This is a genomic window from Streptoverticillium olivoreticuli subsp. olivoreticuli, from assembly GCF_003391135.1.
Classification (GTDB): Bacteria; Actinomycetota; Actinomycetes; order Streptomycetales; family Streptomycetaceae; genus Streptomyces; species Streptomyces blastmyceticus.
In genome coordinates, this window is record NZ_CP031455.1 from 5,772,508 (window position 1) to 5,799,425 (window position 26,918).

General features: G+C 71.0%; 26 protein-coding genes. 12 read left to right on the top strand and 14 right to left on the bottom strand.

Annotated elements, in window-relative coordinates:
• Positions 1-15 precede the first annotated feature (15 nt).
• Positions 16-285 (bottom strand): DUF2530 domain-containing protein, encoded by a 270-nt coding sequence (locus DXZ73_RS25635; protein WP_116213404.1) that lies wholly within the window; start codon positions 283-285, stop codon positions 16-18.
• A gap of 226 nt (positions 286-511) precedes the next feature.
• On the opposite strand from DXZ73_RS25635, the gene DXZ73_RS25640 reads away from it, so the two are divergent.
• From DXZ73_RS25640 to thpR, 4 genes are all read left to right on the top strand, one after another.
• Complete coding sequence (locus DXZ73_RS25640) at positions 512-1,978, top strand: NCS2 family permease (protein WP_116213405.1); 1,467 nt, start codon at positions 512-514, stop codon at positions 1,976-1,978.
• A 225-nt stretch (positions 1,979-2,203) separates the two neighbouring features.
• Positions 2,204-2,641 carry a MarR family winged helix-turn-helix transcriptional regulator gene (locus tag DXZ73_RS25645; RefSeq protein WP_116213406.1) on the top strand — a complete coding sequence of 146 codons (438 nt, stop codon included), beginning with the start codon at positions 2,204-2,206 and terminating at the stop codon, positions 2,639-2,641.
• A gap of 30 nt (positions 2,642-2,671) precedes the next feature.
• A complete protein-coding gene (locus DXZ73_RS25650; protein ID WP_116213407.1) occupies positions 2,672-4,036 on the top strand; it encodes an MFS transporter in 1,365 nt (454 codons plus the stop codon).
• Between the two features lie 78 nt (positions 4,037-4,114).
• Positions 4,115-4,678: an RNA 2',3'-cyclic phosphodiesterase gene (gene thpR / locus DXZ73_RS25655; protein WP_116213408.1), complete on the top strand. Its 564-nt coding sequence runs from the start codon at positions 4,115-4,117 to the stop codon at positions 4,676-4,678.
• Positions 4,679-5,037: 359 nt separating this feature from the next.
• Here the strand turns inward: thpR and DXZ73_RS25660 are convergent, their stop codons facing one another.
• From DXZ73_RS25660 to DXZ73_RS25670, 3 genes are all read right to left on the bottom strand, one after another.
• Positions 5,038-6,033, bottom strand: coding sequence for an aldo/keto reductase (locus DXZ73_RS25660; RefSeq protein WP_116213409.1), 996 nt, complete (start codon positions 6,031-6,033; stop codon positions 5,038-5,040).
• 83 nt (positions 6,034-6,116) lie between these two features.
• Complete coding sequence (locus DXZ73_RS25665; RefSeq protein ID WP_116213410.1) at positions 6,117-6,803, bottom strand: GDSL-type esterase/lipase family protein; 687 nt, start codon at positions 6,801-6,803, stop codon at positions 6,117-6,119.
• A gap of 76 nt (positions 6,804-6,879) precedes the next feature.
• Positions 6,880-7,548: an NAD(P)-dependent oxidoreductase gene (locus DXZ73_RS25670; RefSeq protein ID WP_116213411.1), complete on the bottom strand. Its 669-nt coding sequence runs from the start codon at positions 7,546-7,548 to the stop codon at positions 6,880-6,882.
• Between the two features lie 221 nt (positions 7,549-7,769).
• On the opposite strand from DXZ73_RS25670, the gene DXZ73_RS38355 reads away from it, so the two are divergent.
• Both DXZ73_RS38355 and DXZ73_RS25675 read left to right on the top strand, forming a co-directional pair.
• Complete coding sequence (locus DXZ73_RS38355; RefSeq protein ID WP_162890328.1) at positions 7,770-7,946, top strand: hypothetical protein; 177 nt, start codon at positions 7,770-7,772, stop codon at positions 7,944-7,946.
• The gene (locus DXZ73_RS25675) at positions 7,946-8,857 is read left to right on the top strand and encodes a PrsW family intramembrane metalloprotease (protein ID WP_116213412.1); all 912 of its coding nucleotides are present in this window, start codon (positions 7,946-7,948) and stop codon (positions 8,855-8,857) included. The genes DXZ73_RS38355 and DXZ73_RS25675 overlap by 1 nt, the downstream gene beginning before the upstream one ends.
• Here DXZ73_RS25675 and DXZ73_RS25680 read toward each other — a convergent pair.
• From DXZ73_RS25680 to DXZ73_RS25705, 6 genes are all read right to left on the bottom strand, one after another.
• On the bottom strand, positions 8,761-9,642 hold the full coding sequence (locus DXZ73_RS25680; RefSeq protein WP_205519226.1) for a phosphotransferase family protein: 882 nt from the start codon (positions 9,640-9,642) through the stop codon (positions 8,761-8,763). The two genes, DXZ73_RS25675 and DXZ73_RS25680, sit on opposite strands and share 97 nt — an antisense overlap.
• A 65-nt stretch (positions 9,643-9,707) precedes the next feature.
• Positions 9,708-10,148: an inorganic pyrophosphatase gene (locus DXZ73_RS38835; RefSeq protein WP_205519227.1), complete on the bottom strand. Its 441-nt coding sequence runs from the start codon at positions 10,146-10,148 to the stop codon at positions 9,708-9,710.
• Complete coding sequence (locus DXZ73_RS25690) at positions 10,118-11,191, bottom strand: hypothetical protein (RefSeq protein WP_116213413.1); 1,074 nt, start codon at positions 11,189-11,191, stop codon at positions 10,118-10,120. The genes DXZ73_RS38835 and DXZ73_RS25690 overlap by 31 nt, the downstream gene beginning before the upstream one ends.
• A gap of 48 nt (positions 11,192-11,239) precedes the next feature.
• Positions 11,240-11,695: a hypothetical protein gene (locus DXZ73_RS25695; RefSeq protein WP_116213414.1), complete on the bottom strand. Its 456-nt coding sequence runs from the start codon at positions 11,693-11,695 to the stop codon at positions 11,240-11,242.
• A 101-nt stretch (positions 11,696-11,796) separates the two neighbouring features.
• Entirely contained in the window at positions 11,797-13,011 is a 1,215-nt protein-coding gene (locus tag DXZ73_RS25700; protein WP_116213415.1) for a helix-turn-helix domain-containing protein, read from the bottom strand.
• An 80-nt stretch (positions 13,012-13,091) separates the two neighbouring features.
• Positions 13,092-13,568, bottom strand: a complete 477-nt coding sequence (locus DXZ73_RS25705; protein ID WP_205519228.1) for a hypothetical protein — start codon at positions 13,566-13,568, stop codon at positions 13,092-13,094.
• A gap of 175 nt (positions 13,569-13,743) precedes the next feature.
• Here DXZ73_RS25705 and DXZ73_RS25710 point away from each other — a divergent pair, with 175 nt between their 5' ends.
• Complete coding sequence (locus DXZ73_RS25710) at positions 13,744-14,016, top strand: DUF1876 domain-containing protein (RefSeq protein WP_116213416.1); 273 nt, start codon at positions 13,744-13,746, stop codon at positions 14,014-14,016.
• Positions 14,017-14,104: 88 nt separating this feature from the next.
• On the opposite strand, the gene DXZ73_RS25715 is transcribed toward DXZ73_RS25710, so the two are convergent.
• From DXZ73_RS25715 to serC, 4 genes are all read right to left on the bottom strand, one after another.
• Positions 14,105-14,413, bottom strand: a complete 309-nt coding sequence (locus DXZ73_RS25715; protein ID WP_240351486.1) for a hypothetical protein — start codon at positions 14,411-14,413, stop codon at positions 14,105-14,107.
• Positions 14,414-14,560: 147 nt separating this feature from the next.
• Positions 14,561-14,755, bottom strand: a complete 195-nt coding sequence (locus DXZ73_RS25720) for a hypothetical protein (RefSeq protein WP_162890329.1) — start codon at positions 14,753-14,755, stop codon at positions 14,561-14,563.
• An 88-nt stretch (positions 14,756-14,843) separates the two neighbouring features.
• Positions 14,844-15,788, bottom strand: a complete 945-nt coding sequence (locus DXZ73_RS25725) for a hypothetical protein (protein WP_116213418.1) — start codon at positions 15,786-15,788, stop codon at positions 14,844-14,846.
• A gap of 118 nt (positions 15,789-15,906) precedes the next feature.
• Positions 15,907-17,025, bottom strand: a complete 1,119-nt coding sequence (serC, locus tag DXZ73_RS25730) for a phosphoserine transaminase (RefSeq protein ID WP_116213419.1) — start codon at positions 17,023-17,025, stop codon at positions 15,907-15,909.
• 328 nt (positions 17,026-17,353) lie between these two features.
• Between serC and DXZ73_RS25735 the strand changes: the two genes are divergently transcribed.
• From DXZ73_RS25735 to DXZ73_RS25755, 5 genes are all read left to right on the top strand, one after another.
• Positions 17,354-20,287 (top strand): FAD-binding and (Fe-S)-binding domain-containing protein, encoded by a 2,934-nt coding sequence (locus tag DXZ73_RS25735; protein WP_116213420.1) that lies wholly within the window; start codon positions 17,354-17,356, stop codon positions 20,285-20,287.
• A 152-nt stretch (positions 20,288-20,439) separates the two neighbouring features.
• Positions 20,440-22,185 carry an acyclic terpene utilization AtuA family protein gene (locus DXZ73_RS25740; protein WP_116215852.1) on the top strand — a complete coding sequence of 582 codons (1,746 nt, stop codon included), beginning with the start codon at positions 20,440-20,442 and terminating at the stop codon, positions 22,183-22,185.
• Complete coding sequence (locus tag DXZ73_RS25745) at positions 22,182-23,780, top strand: acyl-CoA carboxylase subunit beta (protein ID WP_240351487.1); 1,599 nt, start codon at positions 22,182-22,184, stop codon at positions 23,778-23,780. The genes DXZ73_RS25740 and DXZ73_RS25745 overlap by 4 nt, the downstream gene beginning before the upstream one ends.
• Positions 23,781-23,802: 22 nt before the next feature.
• Complete coding sequence (locus DXZ73_RS25750) at positions 23,803-25,737, top strand: acetyl/propionyl/methylcrotonyl-CoA carboxylase subunit alpha (protein ID WP_425315864.1); 1,935 nt, start codon at positions 23,803-23,805, stop codon at positions 25,735-25,737.
• A complete protein-coding gene (locus DXZ73_RS25755) occupies positions 25,734-26,891 on the top strand; it encodes an acyl-CoA dehydrogenase family protein (protein ID WP_116213423.1) in 1,158 nt (385 codons plus the stop codon). Before DXZ73_RS25750 ends, DXZ73_RS25755 begins: the two co-directional genes overlap by 4 nt.
• Positions 26,892-26,918 lie beyond the last annotated feature (27 nt).

The window sequence follows — 26,918 nt, forward strand, 5'->3', positions numbered from 1 at the left end:
AGGCGGAAGCGGACCTCAGCCCGTTACGCCATCGTCCTGCGCAGCCGCGTGCCGACGGATCGCCGCGTCCCGCCCGCGCACGTACCAGATGCCGATCAAGCCCAGCCCGCCCCCGGCCGCGCACGTCCACACCCACCACAGATGTCCGTGGTCCTCGAACCAGCCATAGAACGGCAGCTGCGCCAAGAAGAGGACGAACCACAAGATCGTGCCACCGGTGATCGTGGCCACCACCGGCCCCTCCAGCGGCTCCGGTGCCTCGTGCCTGGGTGTCCACTTCGTCATGGCGCAAAGCCTAGTCCGTGCGGTCCGGCGCGCCCGTGGCGGCCACGGGGGGAGCCCTTGCCCTATAGGGGTCTACGCGCGGAGATAGCAATTCCGCGTTTGTTTATTCATACTGAATCGAACCGGATCTGATGGGATTCTTTCGTTCGATCGTCCAATCAAGATCCTTTCCGTTCTCCCCCAGCTGCCCCCGCCTCCCCCCAGGCCCGTACGACTGAGGTCTCGTATGCCCTCCTCGGCCACCTCCCCGGTCGACGCCCAGCAGTCGCCCCCCACGCCGCCCGGCAATCCGCTCGACCGGTACTTCCGGATCACCGAGCGGGGCTCGTCCATCACGGGTGAGCTGCGCGGCGGACTGGCCACCTTCTTTGCGATGGCGTACATCATCGTGCTGAACCCGATCATCCTCGGGGCCGGCCACGACAAGTTCGGGCACCAGCTCGACAACGGTCAGCTGGTCACGGCCACCGCGCTGATGGCCGGGCTCTCCACCGTCCTCATGGGCGTGATCGGCAATGTGCCGATCGCCTGCGCCGCGGGCCTCGGCATCAACGCCGTCGTCTCGCTCCAGCTCGCGCCCAAGATGAGCTGGCCCGACGCCATGGGCATGGTGGTGCTTGCCGGTCTGGTGCTGATGCTGCTGGTCGCCTCCGGTCTGCGGCAGCGCGTGATGGACGCGATCCCGGGCGGGCTGCGGCGCGCGATCGCCATCGGCATCGGCATGTTCATCTCGCTGATCGGCCTGGTCGACTCCGGCTTCGTCACCCGCAACCCGGACGGCGCGCACACCACCGTGCCGATGGGCCTCGGTGAGGGCGGGCAGCTGCACGGCTGGCCGGTGCTGGTCTTCGCGGTCGGCCTCGCGCTGACGTTCATCCTCGTGGTCCGCAGGACGCGGGGCGCGATCCTCATCGGGATCGTCGTGATGACCTTCATCGCGATCGTCATCAACTCGCTGGCCACGATCCCGGACGCCAACTGGGGCCTGAGCATCCCGCAGGTGCCGGACAGCGTCGTCGGCACCCCCGACTTCGGCCTCGTCGGCAACGTCAGCCTCTTCGGCGGCTTCCACGAGGTGGGCTGGCTGACCGGCTGCCTCTTCGTCTTCACCGTGCTGCTGTCCGGCTTCTTCGACGCGATGGGCACGATCATCGGCGTCGGCGAGGAGGCCGGGCTGACCGACGAGAACGGCCAGCTGCCCAACATGGGCAAGATCCTGATGGTCGACGGCGTCGCCGTCGCCGCGGGCGGCCTCGGCTCGGCCTCCGCCAACACCTGCTTCGTGGAGTCCACGGCGGGCGTCGGCGAGGGTGCCCGCACGGGCCTGGCGAACCTGATGACCGGCGGGCTCTTCCTGCTGGCCCTCGTCTTCACCCCGCTCGCCAGGATCGTCCCCTCGCAGGCGGCGACGCCCGCGCTGCTCGTCGTCGGCTTCCTGATCATGGCGGCCAACGTCAAGGAGATCGACTGGAGCGACTTCACGATCGCGATCCCCGCGTTCCTGACGACCATCTCGATGCCGTTCACGTACTCGATCACCAACGGCATCGGCATCGGCGTCCTCGCCTTCATCCTGCTGCGGATCGCCGACAAGCGGGCGCGGGAGATCCCCTGGCTGCTGAACGTGGTCGGGCTCTGCTTCCTCGTCTACTTCCTGCTCAACCCGATCGAGCAGATGCTGGGCGTGAAGTAGCGACAGCGGCAGTACGCGCGTGAGGGGCGGCCGGGTGCACACGCACCCGGCCGCCCCTCATGTCGTGGGGCCACTGCCGGGACGGCTGGAACCGCGCGGGCGGGAGCGCGACAGGGCGCACGCGTTCCGCCCCAGGGCCCCCTGCTGCCGGACGCCCCCGTCCCGCCCCGAGCGCCCCTGCCTTCCCGCTTTATTTAGCGCGGGTAATGAGTTAACCTAAGGAACATGTCGGACCCTGACCCCAAAGACAACACCGCCGCAGTGGACTCCCTGCGCTCCGGTGTCATGCGTCTGTCGCGTCGGCTCAAGCACCAGAGGGTCGACGAGTCGCTCAGCCCCACCGAGATGTCGGTGCTGGGCACCCTCGCCCGCTGTGGCCACGCCACCCCGGGCGAGCTCGCCCGCAAGGAGCACGTGCAGCCCCCGTCGATGACCCGCATCGTCGCCCTGCTCGAGGCCAAGGGCCTGGTCCGGCTTGAGCCGCACCCCGAGGACCGCCGCCAGAAGGTGGTCACCCAGACCGAGCGGGCCGAGGCCATGCTCGAGGAGAGCCGGCGCAAGCGCAACGTCTGGCTCAGCGAACTGGTCGGGAAGCTCGACGAGGACGAGTGGGCGACGCTGCGCGCCGCCGCACCCGTACTGGAGAAGCTCGCGCACCTGTAACACCCACACAAGTGAGGAGGCGAACCCACTTTGAGTACGGGACCCGGAGCAGACTCCGCACCCGCACCGAACACCCCCGACGACATACGCACCACCGCCCTGACCAAACCCAAGGGCGGCACGTTCAGCTCACTGAGGATCCGTAACTACCGGCTCTTCGCCACCGGCCAGGTGGTCTCCAACACGGGCACCTGGATGCAGCGCATCGCCCAGGACTGGCTGGTCCTCAGCCTCACCGGTTCCTCCACCGCCGTCGGCATCACCACGGCCCTGCAGTTCCTGCCCATGCTGCTCCTCGGGCTCTACGGCGGCGTCATCGCCGACCGGTGCCCCAAGCGGCGGCTGCTCCTCATCACCCAGAGCGCGATGGGAGTCACCGGCCTCGCGCTCGCCGCGCTCACCCTCTCCGGCCATGTGCAGGTCTGGCACGTCTATCTGACCGCCCTCGCCGGCGGCCTCGTCACCGTCCTGGACAACCCCGCCCGGCAGGCGTTCGTCGTCGAGATGGTCGGCCCGGACGACCTCCGCAACGCCGTCAGCCTGAACTCCGCCAACTTCCAGTCCGCCCGCCTCGTCGGCCCCGCCGTCGCCGGTGTGCTCATCACCGCCGTGGGCAGCGGCTGGGCGTTCCTGCTCAACGGCCTGTCCTTCATCGCCCCCATCACCGGTCTGCTGCTGATGCGCACGGCCGAGCTCCACAAGGTCGACCGCGCGCCCCGCGGCAAGGGCCAGCTCCGCGAGGGCCTGCGCTATGTCGCAGGGCGCCCCGACCTGATCTGGCCGATCGTGCTCGTCGGCTTCATCGGCACCTTCGGCTTCAACTTCCCGATCTGGCTCACGGCGTACGTCAACGACGTCTTCCACGCCGGAGCCGGCACCTACGGCCTGCTCAACACCCTGATGGCGGGCGGCTCGCTGGCCGGTGCCCTGCTCGCCGCCCGGCGCGGCACCTCACGGCTGCGCCTGCTCGTCGGCGCCGCCCTGTTCTTCGGCCTGCTGGAGATCACGGCCGCGCTGGCACCCGAGTTCTGGCTCTTCGCGCTGCTGCTGGTGCCGATCGGGATGTGCGGACTGACGATCAACGTCACCGCCAACTCGAGCATCCAGCTCGCCACGGATCCCGCGATGCGGGGCCGGGTGATGAGCCTGTTCATGATGGTCTTCATGGGGGGCACCCCGCTGGGCGCCCCCCTGGTCGGCTGGGTCACCGACGAGTACGGCGCCCGCGTCGGCTTCTGCGCGGGCGGCGCGGTCTCCGCGCTGGCCGCGGTCGGCGTCGGCGTCGTCCTGGCCCGGCTGGGCGGACTCCGCCTGAAGATCGACCTGCGCCGTGGCCATCCGCATGTCGCGTTCGTCCCCAAGGAGCCGGCGCGCGTGCTGACGACCGCCGCCTGAGGCCGCCGTCACGGCCGCCCTCACGCGCCGGACGGGCTTTGCGAAGCTCGTCCGGCGACGGGGGAGCACACTGACCCCATGCGACTTTTCGCCGCCGTGAGCCCGCCGCCGGAGGTCGTCGCGGAACTCGCGGCCGCCGTCGACCCGTTGCACTCGCTGCCCGGCGCGGAGCACCTGCGGTGGACCGAGCCCCGCACCTGGCACTTCACCCTCGCCTTCCTCGGCGAGGTCGACGAGGCGCTGCTGCCCGAGCTCACCGAGCGGCTCGCGCGCGCCGCGCACCGGCACCCGCCGCACGAGCTGAGGTTCGCCGGCGGCGGGCGGTTCGGCGACCGGATCCTGTGGGTCGGCGCCGACGGCGAACGCACCGTGCTGCGCGACCTCGCCCGCTCCACCGCCGCCGGGGCCCGCCGCGCCGGGGTCGCGGTGGACAGCACGCACGACTTCCGCGCCCACCTCACACTCGCCCGCGCCACGGACCCGGTGCACCTGCGCCCGTACGCGGAGGGCCTCGCGGACTTCGCCGGTACGCCGTGGACGGTCGACCGCCTAGAACTCGTCCGCAGCGTCCTTCCCGCGTCCGGCATCCGCGGCGAGCGGCCGCGCTACGAGACGGTGGCGGCGTGGGGGCTGGGGCACTGAGCGGTTACGCGTGGCGGTTACGCTCAAGGGGTGGACCCGAAGACCAGGAACCGGATCATGACCGGTGTGCTTGCCGTGATGCTTGTCGTTGTTGCCGTGGTGGCTGCGGTGAGGTGAGTTTTGCCCCCTGTGGGTGCGGGTCCGTTGCGCCTGCGGCGGGCTTTTTCCCCAGCCCCGCCCCTTCCCGAAACTGGGGGCTCCGCCCCCAGACCCCCGGGGTGCGCAAATCCAGCCCGTCCGGCGTTTGAGGACGCGCCCGCAGGGCGCCCCCGCCGCAGGCGGCAACGGACCCGCAGCCGGGGGCCTGGGGCACGAGCCCCAGTTCGGGAAGGGGCGGGTAGGGGAAAAAGCCCCGCCGCCTACCAGGCGAACGCCTCCGGCGACGGCCCCGGCCCCGGGAAGATCGCGTCCAGTTCCCCGAGCAGCTCTTCCGAAAGCTTCAGCTCAACCGCCCGCAGCGCGGAAGAGAGCTGATCGGACGTGCGCGGCCCCACGATCGGCCCCGTCACCCCCGGCCGGGTGAGGAGCCAGGCCAGAGCAACTTCACCCGGCGCGAGACCGTGCTTGTCGAGCAGGTCCTCGTAGGCCTGGATCCGCTCACGGACCTGCGTGCTGGCGAGCGCGTCCGCCGACCGCCCGGACGCCGTGCGGGCGCTGCCGCCCTCGCGCTGCTTGCGGAGGGCGCCGCCCAGGAGGCCGCCGCCCAGCGGCGACCAGGGGATGACGCCGAGCCCGTACGCCTGCGCGGCCGGGATGACCTCCATCTCGGCGCGCCGTTCGGCGAGGTTGTAGTGGCACTGCTCGCTGACGAGGCCGAGCGCGTTGCGGCGCCGGGCCGCCTCGTTCGCCTGCGCGATGTGCCAGCCGGCGTGGTTGGACGAGCCCACGTAGAGGATCTTGCCCTGCTGGATCAGGACGTCCATGGCCTGCCAGATCTCGTCCCACGGCGTGCCGCGGTCGACGTGGTGGAACTGGTAGAGGTCGATGTGGTCCGTCTGCAGCCGCTTGAGGCTGGCGTCGACGGCGCGGCGGATGTTGAGGGCGGACAGATGGTCCCGGTTGGGCCAGACGGGACCGTCGGGGCCCATGTGGCCGAAGACCTTGGTGGCGAGGACGACCTTGTCGCGCCGCTCGCCGCCCTTGGCGAACCAGGTGCCGATGATCTCCTCGGTGCGGCCCTTGTTCTCGCCCCAGCCGTAGACGTTGGCGGTGTCGAAGAAGTTGATGCCCGCGTCGAGCGCGGCGTCCATGATGGCGTGGCTGTCGGCCTCGTCCGTCTGGGGACCGAAATTCATCGTCCCCAGAACGATCCGGCCGACCTTGAGCCCCGTGCGTCCGAGCTGCGTGTACTCCATGGCAACCAGCCAACGCCTTCGAGTGCGCTCCGATCAAGAGCCACACGCCTGACGGGGCGTCGGAGTCGCGGTGCCGTACGCCGCTACGGGCGGCCCTCGTACGGCCCGCCCACGTCCCACGCCTGGTGCATCGCTTCGGCGAACGCGGCGGCGATCCGGTGCTCGCCGGACGCGTTGGGGTGCGTGCCGTCGTAGGTGTCGCCGTCGATGTCCCAGTCCCGCGGGTGCGAGGCGAGGAGCAGGGGCGAACCGGGGGCGTCGAGGTCGGCGACCACCTTGCCGAGCAGCTCGTTGAACCGCTCGACCTCGGCCGCGAAGTCGGGGTCGGCCAGCGCGCGGACGTTGGGGATGACGGGCATCAGCACGGCCCGTACGCGCGGGTTCGCCTCGCGGGCCGCGGCGAGGAAGCGGCGGACGTTGGCGGCGGTCTGCCCGGCGTCGGTGTAGAAGCCGAGGTCGATGAGGCCGAGCGAGACCAGCAGCGTGTCGGCCCGCCCGGCCCGTACGGCGTCCTCGATCAGCGGCGCCATGTGCTGCCAGCCCTCGCCCCAGCCGGCGAGGTGCGCGCGGGCGCGCCCGGGGAAGTCCGGGTCGCCGTAGTCGAGGGAGACGGGCGCGTCGGCGGCCGGTTCGTACAGCTCCTCGCGCGGCCCGACGATCTTGTACGGGCCGCCGTAGGAGGCGTTGAGGTGCTGCCACATGCGGTAGCGCCAGGTGAAGTCACCGGCGCTACCGATCGTCATGGAGTCGCCGACGAACATGATCCGCATGCCTCCATCATCCCGCACGGCCGGGGCCGGTCGGACGCGTGTCCGGCGGTGGCCTGCCGTCTTTCCGGCGGTGGCCCTACGTCGCGAGCCCGATCGTCCGGCCGATCGTGTCGGGGCGTTCGAGGACGTGGAGCATGCAGTGGGCGACATCCGCGCGGGGGATGCTGCGGCCGCCGCGCACGTTCTGCCCGTAGGCCGTGCGGTACGCGCCGGCCGGCGGCTCGTCGGTCAGCCGGGGCGGTCGCACGGCCGTCCAGTCGAGTCCGCTGTCCCGCAGGACGTCCTCCATCGCGGCGAGGTCGGCATAGCGTTCGCGCAGCACCCTCTTGATCAGGGGCGCGCCCAGGTGGCGCATGAGGAAGCCGTCGCCCGGATCGTGCCGGGGCGGGCTCGGGCGGCCGGGCGACGGCACCGTGCCGACCGGCGCCGCGCTCACCACGACGAGGCGCCGCACCCCCGCCGCCCGCATCGCCGTGACGATCGCCTGCGTGCCCTGCCGGGCCACCCCGACCTCGGCTCCCGACCGGGGACCGAGGGCGGACAGGACCGCGTCGGCCCCCTCGACGGCGGCCCGCAGTGTCTGCGGACCGGCGGCCGCCAGGTCGGCCGTCACGATGCGCACCTGCGGGGTCATGAGCGTGGCGGGGCTGCGTACGGCCGCCGTGACCTCGTGGCCAGCGGCGACCGCCTGTTCGAGAAGGCGCCGGCCGATGCCGCCGGTCGCCGCGAAGATCGTGAGTTTCATCTGCTGCTCCCTCGTCGCTCCCCTATGACGTACCGCGCCGGGCCGATGTGACCGCACGACGCGCACCGCCGCGCGGGCGACTCCCTCTCCGGTCCCTCTCCTGGGCGAATCGGCACGGCCATTCCGCCGGGCCGCCGCGGTTCGGCGGCGGCCCGTACGCGCGCGGGCCGAAGACTCGTACCCGCTGATCACCACGCGGTACGAGGGAAGGAACGCGACCCATGTTCAAGGACACCGAGGCATTCGGCAGCTTCGCGGTGAACGACACCGAGCGCGCCGAGGAGTTCTACGGCGGGACGCTCGGCCTGGAAGTGTCCGAGCGGTCCATGGAGGGCCACCGGATGCTGACGCTCCGGCTCGCGGGCGGCGCCCTGTCCGTGCTCCGGGCCGGCGTCTGATGCCCTCGGTGGGCCCGCCCGCCCAGTGGCGCGGCGGCCCGCCCGCCGCCCCCGCCCCGCGGGCCATGTGGTGGCGCTGCTTCCTCGGCGGACTGGCGCTGTGGGTGCTCGCCCTCGTCGTCACCTACGCGACGCAGAACACGAACCTGCTGCCCACCCTCATCCTGCTGGGCAGCTTCCTCGTCCCCTTCTGCTTCGCGCTGTGGGCCTACGAGAAGGAGCGTGGCCTCGGGCTGGACGTGCTGCTCGGCTGCTTCGTCGTCGGCGGCGTGCTGGGGGTGCTCGGCGCGTCCGTCCTGGAGTACTACCTGCTGCACCCCTCCCTCTGGCTCTTCCTCGGCGTGGGCCTGATCGAGGAGGCGGTCAAGGCGGCCGCCCTGATGTTCGTGCTGCGCCGCCACCGCGAGATCCACGGCCTGCGCGCGGGCCTGGTGCTCGGCGCGGCGGTCGGCTTCGGCTTCGCCGCCTTCGAGAGCGCGGGCTACGCCTTCAACGCGCTCTTCACCCTGCACGGGATGTCGCTGCGCGGCCTGGTCGAGACGGAGATCCTGCGCGGTCTGCTGGCCCCCTTCGGCCACGGGCTGTGGACGGCCATCCTCGGCGGCGCCCTGCTGGCCGACCGCGAGGCCGGCCGCTTCCGCCTCACCGGCCGCGTCGTCGGCACGTACGCGGGCGTGTCCGTGCTGCACGCACTGTGGGACTCGGTCAGCGGCATCGCCGTCTGGCTGGTGTACGTCCTGACGGCGAGCCCGCAGCAGCACGCCTTGTTCGACCACGGCTACATCCCGCGCCCCACGGGTGAACAGAAGCATCTCTACACGCTGTTGTCCGACGGAGGCCTGATCGTGGTGGCCCTGCTGGGGGTGGCGTGGCTGCTGTCGGTGTCGCGCGGCGGGTCGAGGCGGCGCTGACGGGACGTCGTCGGCAGCGCGGCGAACCGCTCGTTGCTCGCACGGGCGCCGCGTACCCCCACCCTGGCCGACCACTGCCGGCACGTCGCCTCCACGAACACCGCGACGGCGCGCGGGTCCGCGGCCCGCCAGCAGGGGAAGGCGCCGGCCCAGGCGAGGGCGTCGCCGGGAGCGTGGCCGCTCTCCATCAGCCGTACCGCTGTGTACGCGACGTCGACCCACGCGGGGCCGGACGCGGGCATCGCCCAGTCGATCAGCCAGGCCCGCTCCGGGCCGACCAGGAGGTTGTGCGGATTGGTGTCCGTGTGCAGCAGGGTCTCCCCGGCCAGCAGGGCGCGGTCGTCATCACCGAGATCGGGCCAACGGTCGGCCAGCGGCGGGAGGTCGGCGGGCGCGCGCAGCGCTTGCGCCTTGCGCAGGACGTCCGCGACGAGCGGCAGGTCACGGGACCCGGGCGCCAGATCGGCGTGCCGCCCGTCCACCCACACGAACGCGACCACGTCCCACCCGCCCGCCACCACCTGCCACAGAAACGGCGGCCCGACCGCGCGGGGAACGGCGCCGCTCATGGCCACTTCCTGTGCTTGAGCCGTCCGCCCTCGCTCGTCGTCGACGGGCACGCCTTTGACGAAGACGGCCCCGGAGCGGGTGCGCAGCGCCGCGGCGAACCGGCAGGTGATCCCGTACGGAATGTCCTGCACGGCCCGCACGGCACCGCTCCGCTGCTCGATCGCGGCGCGCACGGCTTCGGGGAGTGTGGCCCAGTCGACTCGCAATCGCGTCACAACCTTTCCTCGACGGAACGGGGCCGCGGCGACGGCGTGCGGGTTGCATCCGCCGAACAACAGGGCTATCTCGCCTGTCCGTTCTCGCCCGTGCCGGGCGGCAGGGTCATGCTGGGGCGGATAACGAGGAGCGCGGACTGTGGCTGGCCGTCGTAGAAGTCCTCGATCGACTTGATCTCTTCCGGCAGGCACCCGAAGAGAATCTTGATCTCGGCATTCCTCTTGAACGGATCGAGGGTCGCGACCACGCCGACCACATGGGGCTCCCCCGTGCCGCGCCAGACGTCGATCCCTTCGCCGTCGCCGCCCTGTGTGCCGTCGAGGTACCCGTAATCGACGGGGTAGACGTACTGGGGGAAGCGTGGGTGCGGCGTTGACTTCGGCCGGTCGATCCTCAGCTCCGCCTCCTGGGTGAAGGCGTCCAGCTTCTGCCAGAACTCTCTGCCCTGGGCGGCTGCACCTGAGGTCCCGGGCATCACACCGTCATCCTTGTCGCTCCGCGCCATGGCGCTGCATCGTACGCGTGCCGCATGCATGACTTCACCACCCGCACATCACCGTAGGAGTGGAGCTGGTCCCCGGGGCCGGGCAGCTTCGTCTTGCGGAACCGGGAGAAGTCCGTTGCCCCGTCGGCGCTCCGGATGGTGGCGATCATGTCTCTGGGGTGGGTGCCGACCTTCCGGGGCGTTTTCTTCAGGTACTCGATCTGCAGGATGATGCAGTAGCTGCAGCCGAGGCAGGTGTCGATGTTTTCCGACCACTCCATCCAGCTGGATGTGCACTCGTACGGGCGGTCACCGCTGGGGACGGTCAGCAGGTTGTAGTTGCTGATGATCGACCCGGCCCTGATCTCCGACATGGTCAGGATGCGCAGGAAGTTCAGGTCGCCGGTCGAAGCTTCACCGAGAACAATGCCGCCGTCCTCGTCGAGGGTGTGGGCGTATCCGAGTTCCGGCAGGGCGTTCAGGTTCCGTGGAGTGCCCATGTCGTGGTTCCAGCACTCCAGGCCGTAGAGGTAGGCGCCGAGGCAGCTGGACTTGTGGAAGGCCCGTACACCCCCGGCCCGGCACATGTCGAACAGCATCTGCTCGACATCGTTGTCCATGCGCTTGCGCTTCTTCGCGTCATGGATGCCGCCGAGGACCATGATCCGGCTTCCCTCGGCGGCCACACGGACGAGGCGGGCAAGGTTGTCGGGATGGTCGTTGCGGCCGGCGATGATCGGCCGGGTGAGGATCACGACATCGCCGAAGATGGCGCCCATGGTGTCGATCATGCGGCGCCGATGGTCGAAGTCGTAGCCACCTTCACCGAGGCCTGTCAGAGAGTAGAACGGGATCACCATCGGGTTGGCGGCGATGTCACGCAGGTAGGGCAACACCGCTGGGTTCAGCGGTGCTTTGGTGAACAGCGCGATGGGCGCTGTCTGGTCCATCAGCTGCTGGACCTTGTCCAGCGTGCCGGGGACCTGCTCGATGATGAACGGATCGCCGTAGCAGTCGTTGACCGCGACCGGGATGTCGCGCGGCCAGTCGGAGGTGTAGGTCATGGTCGTGCTTCCTCCAGGCTGTGGTGCGGGAAAGCGCGATGGGTGTTTCTAGTCGTCCGACCACTGGATGGTGCGCTGCGCGGCCAAGGCGTCCGCAGCGAGGAGGTTGAGCCGCTCCACCCGGTCGGCGGGGCGGACGGTGCAGGACCTCCAGGCGTGGCCGTTGGGGTGCTGGATGCTGATCATTCCGTTGCCGTCCACGGCCGTTACTTTTCCGGCGCCTCCGGTGACGGTGTCGATGACGAACATTCCGATGACTGGCACTCCCTGTGGCGCGGTCGGCTGATGGTGCGGCTTGAGGTCGATGCCGTGCGCGGTCACCCACAGGTAGGTCTCGCCCGTGGTGCCTTGCGGCGGGCGTGAGCGGTACGCGCTCGGCACGTCGGGGGTGGACGCCGAGGGCGCTACGGGGGTGGCGTCGTCGGCGCGTTGGTCCCGTCCGGGCGTGCCGGGTACGAAGGGTGCCCGTACCCGTGCGAACCACCGGGAGATGAAACCAAGCATGTTGACGCTCCTTCCGCGGACCGGGCGTTGCTCGCCCGTCACCCAAGGTTTTCGCGGCGGACCCGGATGGCCCAGGGACGGAACGTCCTAGTTTTGCCTCGCTAATCGGCGATGTTCAGGAAGTCGGCCAGTCTGCGCAGCCCCGGGGTTCCGGGGGAGTCGGCTCGGAGGTCCTGGACGATCGCCACTGCCAAGGTGTGGTGGCGCATCCAGGCGGGGGCCAGGCGATGGAGTTTCGTCAAGGAGTCGGCGGCGCCCCGTGCGTTACCGGTGTCCGCGTACGCACGGGCCACGTCCAGGAGCAGCCAGGTGCGCCAGGAGAGCGGAGTATCCGTGCTCAGCCGCATGCCGCTCGCGAGCCGCAGGGCCTCCTCGGGGCGGGCGTGCTGGACGGCCAGGCGTACGCGTTCGATCCGTACGGATGACTTGCTGAAGACGCTCACCAGCCTGCCGTCGGCCGGCGGAGGCAGGGTGGACAGCCGGTGGGTGGCGCGTTCGGCTGTACGCATCATGTCGTTCGCGGTGTCGTAGTCGCCGGAGCGGGCCGCGCTGGTAGCGGCGGACATGAGCAGTCCGCCCCAGACGCGTACCCCTTCCGCGCGGTGGAGGTGACCGCGCTCCACGCTGTCGGCCGCGTGGACCGCGAGGCTCCCCGCGTCGTCCAACCGGTTCTGGCGTTGGTACGCCCACGCGACCGAGCCGCAGATCATCGGAGCGAGCAGTGGGTCGTCCGAGGAGTCGGCAGCGGTGAGGGCGCGTTCGAGGCTGGACAGGGCCAAGTCCGTCTTGCCCAGCCTGACGGCCAGATGGCCGCCCAGCTGGAGCGACTTGGCCAAGGCGCCTTGCCCAGTGGCACGTTGATCGATGCTTCCCACGGCGGAGGTGAGGCGAGCGTCGGCGATGATGCCCGGGAGCATCTCCATCACCTGGGCGAAGTCCGCCGAGTGGTACAGCGTCCACGCTGCCGCGATCTCGGCCCGGAGCAGGGGAAGCGACAGGGTCTCCACTCCACTCGGTTCGACGGGCGATGCGAACAGCGGCGGCATGATGGCGCGCCGCACGGCGACCAGCGCGGGCGGCTCGGCCTCCCCTGTGGAGGGCACGGCGGGCGGATCGCCCAACAGCGCGGTGACCTCGACTCCCAGCCCCTTGGCGAGGGCGTGGAGGGTCGGCAGCCGGGCGGAGCTCTTGCGCTTCTGCTCCAGCTTGCGCACCACGTCCACCGAGACACCCGACCGCCCGGCCAGACCCTCCTGGGTGAGGCCGGCCGTTCGGCGAAGCCGGTACACACGATCGCCCAAGTGCTCGCTGCTCATACCTTCGACGCTACGCCGCGTCGGGGCGAAGTGGACGCGTAAGCCAGGAGCTTCATCCTGTTGTCCGGTCAGCCGGGGCGTCAGTCCCGTGATGCGTTGTCCGGCCACAGAACGCGCACGGGCACCCCGGTGCGGATGGCGTGGGCGACTACGTCGGCGGTGCCTCCGTAGCCGCGTGAGGGTTGGCCGTCCCACACCGCGAGCACCTCGTCGACCAGGCCGATGAGCAGTTCACTGCCTGCCATATGTGCCTGTGAGTCGGACTCCGCCATGCCCGTGTGGTGGACGTCCGAAGCGCGGTGGAGCAGTTCGTCGTAGGTCTCGTGGTGCCAGTCGGGCAGGCCGTTCCGGTACCGCTCCGCGGGGACGACGACCTCGATCCGGCCGCCGTGATCGAGCACGGCCTGCGCGAACCAGGCGTCCGGCCCGTCCGCGATGCAGCTGACACCTACGAGGCCGTCGGGTGTACGGGCGCTCACTGCCTCGACGAGTTGCTGCCGCACAAGCCGTTCGACGTCGTCGGACAGACCCCGGTGCCCGGTGATACCGATCCTCATGCGTCCCTCTCGCTCACAGGCACGTTCGGTCACACGCCCGGAGCGTAGTCGCAGACCGGTATCGCATGCCCCCCCCGGGCGGAGACGGCGGGGACGCCCCGGCGTGCGGGTGGGGGGAGACGGTGCCAACGTGGAGAGTGGCAGGGTGTGCGGCCGGTGGTTAAGGAGCCCACTCATGAGCGGTGCGAAGTTGTGGACGGTGGAGATCACCATCGAGGAGCACGACCACACGGTCACGGCCGAGGCCCGGCTCACGGGCAAGAAGCCGGGGCAGCTGGTCGGTGAGGGGACGGCCCGCTGCCATCCGGCGGACGAGAACGTTCCGGAGATCGGGGACGAGCTGGCGGTGGCGCGGGCCCTGTCGGGGCTGACGCACCAGCTCGTCCACAGCGCCGTGGAGGACATCGAGGCGCACACCCAGGAGCACGTCACAGGGCTGGACTCCTAGGGCCGAGTACGCCCGGAGCAGCGTTCTGCCCCGCCGACCGGTCGACGGGGCAGAACGAAGGGAGAACCTCAGGGTGCGCTGCGCGCGATCAGCTGTCGGTCCAGCCGTAGTTCACCACGTAGCCGTGTCCGCCGCAGTCGCCTCTGAAGATCCAGTAGCCCGGGCCGACCCACGCGCCGTACAGCCAGGTGCCGTCGGAGCACTGGGTCCAGGACTGGGTGCTGCCGTAGTCGACGCGGCAGTTGGCGGTCCAGACGGTGCCCGTGTTGCGGAAGCTGTCGCAGGACGAGACGTGCGCGGGCGCGGCCGAGGCGGCGGTCGCGCCTGCCACCAGCCCGCCGGCTGCGAGGACCGAGGATACGGCGGCGTACGTCAAGCGGCGTTTCATGAGCTTCATGAATTCCCTCCCATGGATCGCTGCACTGGTCGACGTGAACCTATAGGCGGCGGGCCCGGGTCGAAGCGTCGAAATTCGCCAACATGTTCCCCCGCAAATTGGATCAGGCCCGGATCCTGGGGATCCGGGCCCGGTCAAAGGGGTTGGCTATGATCGGCCGTCGGGATCTTCTTCCTCCAGCCGGTCCAGTTCGCGCAGCAGCGCCGCGACGGCCTCCTCCTTTTCGGATTCCGAGAGCTTCCGGTCCGAGCGCAGAATTTCGATCTTGTTTTTGAGGAAGGCGCGTTCCGCTTCCCGGTCCCGTGGCTCACGGGAGGATTTGCGGGCGAATTCCTTCCGCATGTCCGCGATCGGTGCCGGCTCCTCCGCTTCCGGGTCGCCCGGTCGGCGGTCGCTCGGCGGGCCGGGAGGCCGGGACATCGCGGCCCGCTCAGCTCTCTACGGCGAAGGCGTAGTTCGGGTCGAGGAAGACCGAGCGGAATCCGGTGTTGTCGGTGCGGATATAGCTGTCGCCGCTGCTCAGCAGCTGCCAGGAGCCCCAACTGCCGCCGCTGTCCCGGGTGATCAGCATCGTGCGGAGCGCACCGAAGCGGTTGGTGTGGCTGTACGACGGCTGGAAGGTCTCGACGATCGGACCCCAGGAGCCGATCCACCCTCCGGTCTGATCCGCGAGCGCGGCGGCGTAGTCGTACTGATAGATCAGGTCGTACCGCTGGGCGGCTTGATTCCACAGCAGCGCCTGATTCCGCCAGAGGTTGGGGGAGAGCTGCCAGGTGCTGTTCCACACACCCAGAGCCTGGTAGTTCTGGCCATGGGCGGACCTGGTCATCAGATAGCTGCCCAGGGACGACCATGGAATGTCGATCTGCCAGTGATCGTCGCGCGCCCAGTCGAAGACCTTGAAACGCGGAGCGTCCTGGGCGTAATAGGAGACGAATGCCTCGAGGCCCTTGCCCGCCCTGTTCATGGCGGTGAGATAGAGCCACGTATTGACGTTGCCACCGGGCGCGGTCGGGCAGATCACTTCCCAATAGAGGGAAGTGCCCTGGGCGAAACCGGTCTTGAACGGAGTGTTGTAGAAGACGCCGTAGCCGACGCCGCCGGGCGTCGGGGCGTCCTCGCGGTCGCGCAGCCCGAGCGCCGGTTCGCCGAGCCGCTCGGCCAACTCGGTGAGCGTGGCCTGCCGTTCTGCGGGGTGCAGCGTGGGGTGCGTACGGGCGATGTGCACCTTGCTCGCCAGGAACGCCTGCTCGGCACGCTCGTCGGGCCGATAGTCGACCGCGGGGCGGAAGGTCTCGCGCTCGTCCGAGTGCGGGGCGGACGGCTCCTGGTCGGTGTTGGGTGTGGGGACGGGAGTGTCGGGTGAGTTGGTCATCGACGCGCCTCCTCTGTGTTGCGAATGCTTGCGACGCGCCCGCGGCAATACAAGAGGAATGGTGGAGATTCACCCGAATGAGGCGCTCCGTCCCCGGCCGGGACGGAGCACCCGACGGTCAGAGGCGCTCGATCACATAGTCGACGCACACCGTCAGCGCCTCGACGTCCGACGGCTCGATCGCCGGGAACATCGCCACGCGCAGCTGGTTGCGGCCCAGCTTCCGGTACGGCTCGGTGTCGACGATGCCGTTCGCCCGCAGCGTCTTCGCGACCGCCGCCGCGTCCACGTCGTCGGAGAAGTCGATCGTGCCGATGACCTGCGACCGCTTGGCCGGGTCGGAGACGAAGGGGGAAGCGTACGAGGACTTCTCCGCCCAGGTGTAGAGCCGGGAGGAGGAGTCGGCGGTCCGCGCGACCGACCAGTCCAGGCCGCCCTGCCCGTTGAGCCACTCCAGCTGCTCGTTGAGCAGGAAGAGGGTGGAGAGGGCGGGGGTGTTGTACGTCTGGTTCTTCAGGGAGTTGTCGATCGCCGTCGGCAGCGAGAAGAACTCCGGGATGTGCCGCCCGGACGCGTGGACGCGCGCCGCGCGCTCCAGGGCCGCCGGGGAGAACACGGCCAGCCACAGCCCGCCGTCGGACGCGAAGGACTTCTGCGGGGCGAAGTAGTAGACGTCGCTCTGCGCGATGTCCACGGGCAGCCCGCCCGCGCCGGACGTGGCGTCCACCAGGACGAGCGCGCCCGCGTCGGCACCCTCGACACGCCGTACGGGCGCGGCGACACCGGTGGAGGTCTCGTTGTGGGTGAAGGCGTAGACGTCGACACCCGCCTCGGCGTACGGCTCCGGGTGCGTACCCGGCTCCGAGGCGACGACCGTGGGCTCCTGGAGCCACGGCGCGAGCTTTGCCGCCTTCGCGAACTTCGAGGAGAACTCGCCGAAGGAAAGGTGCTGCGACTTGGACTCGATCAGCCCGTGCGTCGCGATGTCCCAGAAGGCGGTGGACCCGCCGTTGCCGAGGATCACCTCATAGCCCTCGGGCAGCGAGAAGAGGTCACGGACACCGTCGCGCACCTTGCCGACCAGGTTCTTGACCGGGGCCTGGCGGTGGGACGTGCCGAGCAGAGAGGTTCCGGTGGCAGCCAGGGCGCCGAGCGCCTCCGTACGCACCTTGGACGGGCCCGCGCCGAAGCGACCGTCGGCGGGCTTGATGTCAGCGGGGATCTGGATATCAGCCACGCGACTGAGCCTAGCGGCACCGTGGGTGGGGCTCGAGGGTGGTCCATCGGGTGAGATGGGTGCGGGTCCGTTTCCGCCTGCGGCGGGCTTTGTTCCCCACCCCGCCCCTTCCCGAAACTGGGGCTCGTGCCCCAGGCCCCCGGCTGCGGGCCGGTTCGCCGCCTGCGGCGGGAGCGTCCTCAAACGCCGGACGGGCTGAATTCGCGCACCCTGGGGGTCTGGGGGCGGAGCCCCCAGTTTCGGGAAGGGGCGGGGCCGGGGAAGAAGCCCGCCGCAGGCGCGACGGGCCGCGCCCACACCCGTCCCAAAAGAGGGCACGCTGTGGGACATGAAGGAAACCCGCGATCTCCAGCGCGCCCTGAGAGCCGTCATCCAAGGAGACGTCGCCTTCGACGACGGGAGCCGCGCCCTGGTCACCATGGACGCCTCGAACTACCGGCGCGTCCCCCTCGGCGTCGTCGCGCCGCGCGACGAAGACGACGTCGAGGCGGTGCTCGCGGTCTGCCGGGAGCGCGGGGTGCCGGTCGTTGCGCGGGGTGGGGGGACGTCGATCGCCGGGCAGGCCACCGGCGTGGGCGTGGTCCTGGACTTCACCCGGCACATGGACGCGATCACCGGCATCGACCCGGAGGCCCGTACCGCCGTGGTGCAGCCGGGAGTCGTGCTGGACGCGCTGCGGGCGGCGGCGGGGGCGTACGGGCTGACGTTCGGGCCCGACCCCTCGACGCACGCGCGGTGCACGCTCGGCGGGATGATCGGCAACAACGCGTGCGGCGCGCACTCCGTCGCCTGGGGCACGACGGCCGACAACGTAGCGGAGCTGAGGGTTCTCACCTACGGCGGGGAGCGGGCCCGGCTCGCGCGCGGCCTCGGCGGGCTGCCGCCGCGGCTGGCCGACGGGCTCCGGGGGTTCGCCGACGGGCAGTTGGCGCTGCTGCGCACGGGCTTCCCGGAGCTGCCGCGGCGGATCTCGGGGTACGCGCTGGACCAGCTGCTGCCCGAGAAGCACGTCGACGTGGCCCGCGCCTTCACGGGGAGCGAGGGCACGCTCGGGGTGCTGACGGAGGCGACGGTCCGCCTGGTGGCGGCGCCGCGCGCCCGCGCCCTGGCGGTGCTGGGGTACGGGCACGAGAGCGCGGCAGCCGACGCGGCGCACCTGCTGCTGCCGTACGGGCCGCTGACCGTCGAAGGCATGGCCGCCGACCTCGTGGGCGACGCCTCCGCGCTGCCGCGGGGCACGGCCTGGCTGTTCGTGGAGACCGGCGGGGACTCGGCGGACGGGGCGGCGGCCCGCGCGCGGGAGATCGTACGGGCGGCGGCGCCGGAGACGACCGGGCACACGGTGCTCACCGACCCGGCGGCGCAGCGCGCGCTGTGGCGCGTACGGGACGACGCCGCCGGCACGGCCACCCGCATGCCGGACGGCACCGAGGCGTGGCCCGGCTGGGAGGACTGCGCGGTCCCACCGGCCCGGCTGGGCGCGTATCTGCGGGAATTCCGGGCGCTGTTGGGCCGCCACGGGCTGCGCGGCGCGCCGTACGGGCACTTCGGCGACGGCTGCGTCCACGTACGCGTCGACTTCGACCTGGTGAGCGCGGACGGGGTGCGGCGCTTCCGGGAGTTCTCCGGGGAGGTCGCGGAGCTGGTCGTCGCGCACGGCGGCTCGCTGTCGGGCGAGCACGGCGACGGGCAGGCGCGGGCGGAGCTGCTGCCCAGGATGTACGGGCCTGAGCTGGTGCGGGCCTTCGAGCGCTTCAAGGACCTCTGGGACCCGGCGAACGGCCTCAACCCCGGCATGCTCGTCCGCCCCCACCGCCTGGACGAGAACCTCCGCTTCGCACCCCTGCCCAAGGGCCCGGTGCCCGTGGAGTTCACCTATCCGGGTGATGGCGGGGACTTCACGGCGGCGGTCCGGCGGTGCGTGGGCGTCGCCAAGTGCCGCGAGACGTCCGTGGGCGGCACGGCCGTGATGTGCCCCTCGTACCGCGTGACGCGCGAGGAACGGCACTCCACGCGCGGCCGCGCCCGCCTGCTGCACGAGATGCTGGCGGGCGAGGTCGTGCGGGACGGCTGGCGCTCGGAGGAGGTGCGGGAGGCGCTCGACCTGTGCCTGTCGTGCAAGGGGTGCCGCAGCGACTGCCCTGTGGGCGTGGACATGGCCACGTACAAGGCGGAGTTCCTCCACCACCACTATGCGGGGCGGGTGCGGCCCGCGGGGCACTACTCGATGGGGTGGCTGCCGGTGTGGTTGCGGGGGGTTTCGGTTTTGCGGCTGAGTGGGCTGCTCAATGCGCTGGCGCGCGGGCCGTTGGGGGCGGTGGCCAAGCGGGTTGGGGGGATCGCGCGGGAACGGGCCTTGCCGGTGCTGCCGCCGATGACGTTCCGGGAGTGGTGGGCTTTTTCCCCTACCCGCCCCTTCCCGCTGTATCGGATTATGCGGCTCCGCCGCGTGAGGGGCTCCGCCCCGGACCCCGAAGCACGCTCCGCGCGCTGTCCTCAAACGCCGGACGGGCTGGATCTTCCGGATCGCGTCCACATCGTGCTGTGGCCCGACACCTTCACCAACTACCTCGCCCCGAACGTCGGCCGTGCCGCCGTCGCCGTACTCCAGGACGCCGGCCTCACCCCCACCCTCCCCGCAAAAACCACATGCTGCGCCCTCACCTGGATCTCCACCGGCCAGCTCAGGACCGCCCGGCGGAAGCTCAAGCAGACCCTTGACACCATGGCCCCCGCCCTCGACGCCGGGCTCACCGTCACCGTTCTCGAACCGAGCTGCGCCGCCGCGCTCCGTACCGACCTGCCCGAGCTGCTCCCCGACGACCCGCGCGCGCACCGGCTCGCCGCCTCCGTCCGCACCTTCGCCCAGACGCTCGAAGAGCTCGCCCCGCACTGGGAGCCGCCGCGCCTCGACCGTCCCGTCGTCGGTCAGACGCACTGCCATCAGCACGCCGTGCTGGGGGATGACGCGGAGCGGAGGTTGAGGCGAAGAGCAGGACTCCACGGAGAGTTGAGCGGCGGATGCTGCGGCCTCGCCGGGAACTTCGGGTTCGAGAAAGGTCATTACGACGTGTCCGTGGCCTGCGCGGAGGAGCAACTGCTGCCGTCCGTGCGCGGGGCGGAAGAAGGGGCGGAGGTGCTGGCCGACGGGTTCTCCTGCCGTACGCAGCTGGCGCAGCTGGCGGGGCGGCGCGGGCGCCACCTGGCGGAGGTGCTCGCGGAGGGGATCGCCGGCAACTCCCGTCAGTACGGCGAAAAATAAAGGCAAGCACGCTTGCTTGTTTCTCCGGGGGCTGGGACGCTCGGTGCCGGCGGAAACGTCAGGCACGGGGGTAGGCGCAGCCGTTCGTCACATCACCTGTCCCAGAGGAGTACGCGGTGGTCAACCCCGTCGAGGCAGCCGAGGACCTACGGATGGCCGGGGACCGTTCCCCGCTCCGCGTCGGCAACGCCTCCGGTTTCTACGGAGACCGGTTCGACGCCCTGCGCGAGATGCTCACCGGCGGCCCCCTGGACGTGCTCACCGGTGACTACCTCGCCGAGATGACCATGCTCATCCTCGGCCGGGACCGGCTCAAGAACCCCCAGCGCGGCTACGCCAAGACCTTCCTCGGGCAGCTGGAGGAGGGGCTCGGGCTCGCCGTCGATCGCGGGGTGCGGCTCGTCACGAACGCGGGCGGGCTCAATCCGGCCGGGCTCGCCCAGGAGATCCGGGCCCTGGCCGAGCGCGTCGGCGTGCCCGTGCGGGTCGCGCATGTCGAGGGCGACGACCTGCTCGCCGAGCGGGAGTGGGGGCCGGGCGTGCTCACCGCCAACGCCTATCTCGGCGGCGCCGGGATCGCCGCCTGTCTGCGGGCGGGCGCCGACGTCGTGGTGACCGGGCGGGTGACCGACGCCGCGCTCGTCACCGGCCCCGCGACCGCGCACTTCGGCTGGCTCGCGGAGGACCTGGACCGGCTCGCGGGCGCGGTCGTCGCCGGGCACGTCCTGGAGTGCGGCGCCCAGGCGACAGGCGGCAACTACTCCTTCTTCCGGGAGATTTCCGGGCCGCACGGCGTCCACCACCCCGGCTTCCCCATCGCCGAGATCCACGCGGACGGGTCCGCCGTCATCACCAAGCACCCGGGCACGGGCGGCGCGGTGACCGTCGGCACGGTCACCGCGCAGCTGCTGTACGAGACGGCGGGCCCCCGCTACCTCGGGCCGGACGTGACGGCCCGGCTCGACACCGTACGGCTCACGGAGGACGGCCCGGACCGGGTGCGGATCGACGGGGTGCGGGGCGAGGCGCCGCCGCCGTTCCTCAAGACCGGTCTGACGCGGGTGGGCGGCTGGCGCAACGAGATCGTGTTCGTCCTCACCGGCCTCGACATCGAGGCCAAGGCGGCCCTCGTCCGCGAGCAGCTCGAAGCGGCGCTCGCCCGGCGGCGCCCGGCGGAGGTCCGGTGGACCCTGGCCCGCACGGACCGGGCCGACGCGGATGTGCAGGAGGAGGCGAGCGCCCTGCTGCGGCTCGTCGTGCGCGACCCCGACCCCGAGGTGGTCGGCCGGGCCGTCAGCAGCGCGGCGATCCAGCTCGCCCTGGCCAGCTATCCGGGCTTCCACGTCACGGCGCCGCCGGGGAAGAGCATGCCGTACGGGGTCTTCGAGGCGGCGTACATCGACGCGTACGCGGTGCGGCATGTGGCGGTTCTCCCCGATGCGACGCGGGTGAGGATCCCGGCGTGCGTGCCCGACGGCCACGGTCCGCAGGAACCGGCCTGCCCGGTGTTCGGGGACGGGACCCCCGACCCTGGTGTCACACTGCCCCTGCCCCTTCCCCCCGGCCCCACCCGTCGCGTTCCGCTCGGGACGATCGCCGGTGCGCGCAGCGGTGACAAGGGCGGGTCCGCCAACGTCGGCGTCTGGGTCCGCACCGACGAGGCCTGGCGCTGGCTCGCCCACGAGCTGACCGTCGACCGGCTGCGCGAACTCCTCCCGGAGACCGCCCGGTTCACCGTCGAGCGGCATGTGCTGCCCAACCTCCGGGCGCTCAACTTCACCGTCGACGGGCTCCTCGGCGAGGGCGTCGCCTCCCAGGCGCGCTTCGACCCGCAGGCCAAGGCCCTCGGCGAATGGCTGCGCGCACGCCACCTGGAGATACCGGAGGTGCTGCTGTGACCACCCTGGCGTCCGGGCTCGATCCGGCCGGCCCCGAATACCGCGACCGCCACGAGGCGATGCTCACCAAACTCGCCGAGCTCGACGCCGAGCACGCGAAGGCCGTCGCCGGAGGCGGGGAGAAATACATCGCCCGGCACCGCGCCCGCGGCAAGCTGCTCGCCCGGGAGCGCATCGAATTGCTCCTGGACCCCGACACCCCTTTCCTGGAGCTGTCACCGCTGGCCGGCTGGGGCAGCGATTACGCGGTGGGGGCGTCCATCGTCACCGGGATCGGCGTGGTCGAGGGCGTGGAATGCCTCGTCACGGCGAACGACCCGACCGTACGGGGCGGCGCCAGCAATCCCTGGACGCTGAAGAAGGCCCTGCGCGCCAACGAGATCGCCTACGCGAACCGCCTGCCCTGCATTTCGCTCGTCGAGTCCGGCGGTGCCGATCTCCCCAGTCAGAAGGAGATCTTCATCCCCGGCGGCGCCCTGTTCAAGGACATCACCCGGCTGTCCGCCGCCGGTGTGCCGACCGTCGCGGTCGTCTTCGGGAATTCGACCGCCGGTGGCGCGTACATCCCCGGAATGTCCGACCACGTCATCATGGTCAAGGAGCGGGCCAAGGTCTTTCTCGGCGGGCCGCCGCTGGTCAAGATGGCCACCGGGGAGGACGCGGACGACGAGTCGCTCGGCGGGGCCGAGATGCACGCGCGGGTGTCCGGGCTCGCGGATTATCTGGCCGTCGACGAGCTCGACGCGCTGCGGCAGGCCCGCCGGGTCGTCGCCCGGTTCAACTGGCGGAAAGCGGGCGCGGGTTCGCAATTGTTCGAGCAGCCCGTTTTCGACGAGGACGAGCTGCTGGGGATCGTCCCCGGCGATCTGAAGGTGCCGTTCGACCCCCGGGAAGTCATCGCGCGCGTAGTCGACGGCTCCGACTTCGACGAGTTCAAGCCGCTCTACGGGAGCAGCCTGGTGACCGGGTGGGCGCGGGTCTACGGATATCCCGTGGGCGTGCTGGCCAATGCCCAGGGCGTCCTCTTCAGCGCCGAGTCCCAAAAAGCCGCGCAATTCATCCAGTTGGCCAACCGGCTCGACACCCCGCTGATCTTCCTGCACAACACCACCGGCTATATGGTCGGCCAGGAGTACGAGCAGGGCGGCATCATCAAGCACGGCGCGATGATGATCAACGCCGTGTCCAATTCCCGGGTCCCGCACCTCTCCGTGCTCATGGGCGCCTCGTACGGCGCCGGGCACTACGGGATGTGCGGGCGGGCGTACGACCCCCGGTTCCTCTTCGCCTGGCCCAGCGCGAAATCCGCCGTCATGGGCCCGCAGCAGCTCGCCGGGGTGCTCTCCATCGTCGCCCGCGCCTCCGCGGCGGCCAAGAGACAGCCCTACGACGACGAGGCCGACGCCGCTCTGCGTGCCGTCGTGGAGCGGCAGATCGAATCCGAGTCGCTGGCCGCGTTCCTCTCCGGGCGGCTCTACGACGACGGCGTCATCGACCCGCGCGACACGCGGACCGTGCTGGGGCTCTGCCTTTCCGCCGTACACACCGCGCCGGTCGAGGGCGCGCGTGGCGGCTTCGGCGTCTTCCGGATGTGAGGCTCTCGTGACGATTCATTCCGTGCTGGTCGCCAATCGGGGCGAGATAGCCTGCCGCGTCTTCCGCACCTGCCGTGAACTCGGAATAGCCACCGTCGCCGTGCATTCCGACGCCGATTCCACCGCCCGGCACGCAAGGGAGGCGGACACCGCCGTCGTGCTGCCGGGATCCGCCGCCTCCGATACGTATCTGCGCGGCGACCTGGTGGTGAAGGCCGCGCTCACGGCCGGGGCCGATGCCGTGCACCCCGGGTACGGCTTCCTGTCCGAGAGCGCCGCCTTCGCCCGTGCCGTCCTCGACGCCGGGCTGGTGTGGGTGGGGCCCCCGCCGTCCGCGATCGAGGCCATGGCGTCGAAGACCCGGGCCAAGGAACTGATGGCGGCGGCCGGGGTGCCGCTGCTCGCGCCCCTCGATCCCGCCGGGATCCGCGCCGCCGACCTGCCCGTACTGGTCAAGGCCGCAGCGGGCGGGGGCGGTCGCGGGATGCGGGTCGTACGGGCGCTCCCGGAGCTGGACGCCGCGCTGGCCTCAGCCCGGGCCGAGGCGCTCGCCGCGTTCGGCGACGGCGAGGTGTTCGTCGAGCCGTACGTCGAGGGCGGGCGCCATGTCGAGGTGCAGGTGCTCGCCGACGCGCACGGCTCCGTATGGGCCCTCGGGACCCGGGACTGCTCGCTCCAGCGACGCCATCAGAAGGTGATCGAGGAGGCGCCCGCGCCGCTGCTCCCCGAGGAGGTGCGGTCCGGGTTGCTGTCCGCCGCCGTCGCCGCGGCCCGGGCCGTGGGATATGTGGGGGCGGGAACGGTCGAGTTCCTGGTGGGGCGGGACGGGCGGCCCGCGTTTTTGGAGATGAACACGCGGTTGCAGGTCGAGCATCCGGTGACGGAATGCGTGTACGGGGTGGATCTGGTCGCGCTCCAGATCCGGGTGGCGGAGGGATCGCCCCTGGGCGAGGCGCCATCGCCTTCGGGGCACGCGGTTTCCGCCCGGCTGTATGCCGAGGATCCGGCGCGGGAATTCGCCCCTCAGAGCGGGGTCGTGCGGTGCCTGTCCGTGGGGGACGGCGGCGCTCGTGTACGTGTCGACGCCGGTGTCGAGAGCGGTGATGCCGTCAGCGTGCATTACGACCCCATGCTCGCCAAGGTCATCACCTGGGCGCCCACGCGCGACGAGGCCGTCCGACGGCTCGCCCATGAATTGGAGCGTGCCCGCGTCCATGGGCTCGTGACCAACAGGGAATTGCTCGTGCGCTCCCTTCGGCATCCGGAGTTCCTCGCCGGGGAGATGGACACCGGGTTCTTCGACCGGCACTTGGCCGCACTCACGGCCGAAGGCGACGGCAAATCCGTACGACTCGCCGCCCTTGCCGCCGCGCTCGCCGATTCCGCCGCGCGGCGGACAGCGCGATCGCCCGCCGTACCCCGCCATATCGGCGGATGGCGCAATCTTCCCTCCCAGCCGCAGATCAAGCGCTATCGCGCCGAACCCGAAGGCGAGGAGATCGAGGTCCGCTACCGGCTCGCGCGCGGTGGGCTCGTCGCGGAATCCCATGACGGGGTGCGGCTGCTGAGCGCCGATCCCCACCGGGTCGCACTGGAATCCGACGGTGTGCGCCGGGTCTTCGACGTGGCGGCCTACGGGTCGCTGATTCACGTGGACACCCCCGGCGGCTCCCACGCGTTCACCGCCCTGCCGCGCTTTCCCGAGCCCCGCACCCACGCCGTGCCCGGCTCGTTGCTCGCGCCCATGCCCGGTGTCGTCACGCGGCTCGCCGACGGACTCGCGGTCGGTGAAGCCGTGCGCGCCGGGCAGCCGTTGGTGTGGCTGGAGGCCATGAAGATGGAGCACCGGGTGGTCTCGCCCGCCGCAGGCACGCTCACCGCCCTGCACGCCGTCCCCGGCCGCCAGGTCGAGGTCGGCGCCCTGCTCGCTGTCGTCACCGAGGAGCCGACGCCATGACCCTTGTCGAGACCACGGAACACGCCGATCTCCGCGCCGCCGTCGCCGCTCTCGGGCGGCGCTACGGGCGGGAGTACGTCTCCCAGGCCGTACGGGAGGGGAAGCACACCGACGAGCTCTGGGCGGAGGCCGGCGAGCTCGGCTATCTGGGGGTCAATCTGCCGGTCGAGTACGGTGGCGGTGGTGGCGGCATCGCCGAACTCTCCATCGTGCTGGAGGAATTGGGCGCCGCCGGAAGCCCGCTGCTGCTGATGGTCGTCTCGCCCGCCATCTGCGGCACCGTGATATCCCGCTTCGGCACGGACGCGCAGAAGCGCCGCTGGCTGCCCGGCCTCGCCGCCGGAACGCTCCGGATGGCCTTCGGCATCACCGAGCCCGAGGCCGGGTCCAACGCGCACCGCATCACCACCACGGCCCGCCGGGACGGCGACGGGTGGGTGCTCAGCGGGCGGAAGGTCTTCATCTCAGGGGTCGACGCCGCCGACGCCACCTTGATCGTCGGGCGCACGGAGGACGCGCGGACGGGGAAGCTCAAGCCCTGCCTGTTCATCGTCGACCGCGAGGCGCCCGGGTTCTCGTTCCGCCGGATCCCCATGGAACTCGCCTCGCCGGAGCTGCAGTTCGAGCTGGTCCTGGACGACGTACGGCTGTCAGGGGACGCCCTGGTGGGGGACGAGGACGCCGGGCTGCTCCAGCTGTTCGCCGGGCTCAACCCCGAGCGCATCATGACCGCCGCGTTCGCCATCGGGATGGCCCGCTACGCGCTGGGGCGGGCGGTCGACTACGCCCGTACGCGTCAGGTGTGGCAGCAGCCCATCGGGGCGCACCAGGCCATCGCGCACCCCCTCGCCCAGTCGCACATCGAGGTCGAGCTCGCCCGGCTGATGATGCAGAAGGCCGCTCATCTCTACGACGCCGGTGACGACATCGCCGCGGGGGAGGCCGCGAACATGGCGAAGTACGCCGCCGCCGAGGCCGCCGTGCGCGCCGTCGACCAGGCCGTGCACACGCTGGGCGGCAACGGGCTGTCCACCGAGTACGGGCTCGCACAGCTGATCACGGCGTCCCGGGTGGCACGGGTCGCGCCGATCAGCCGCGAGATGATCCTGAACTATGTCTCGCACCGGACCCTCGGACTGCCCAAGTCCTACTGAACCAAGTCCCGATGAATGAAGGTGGTT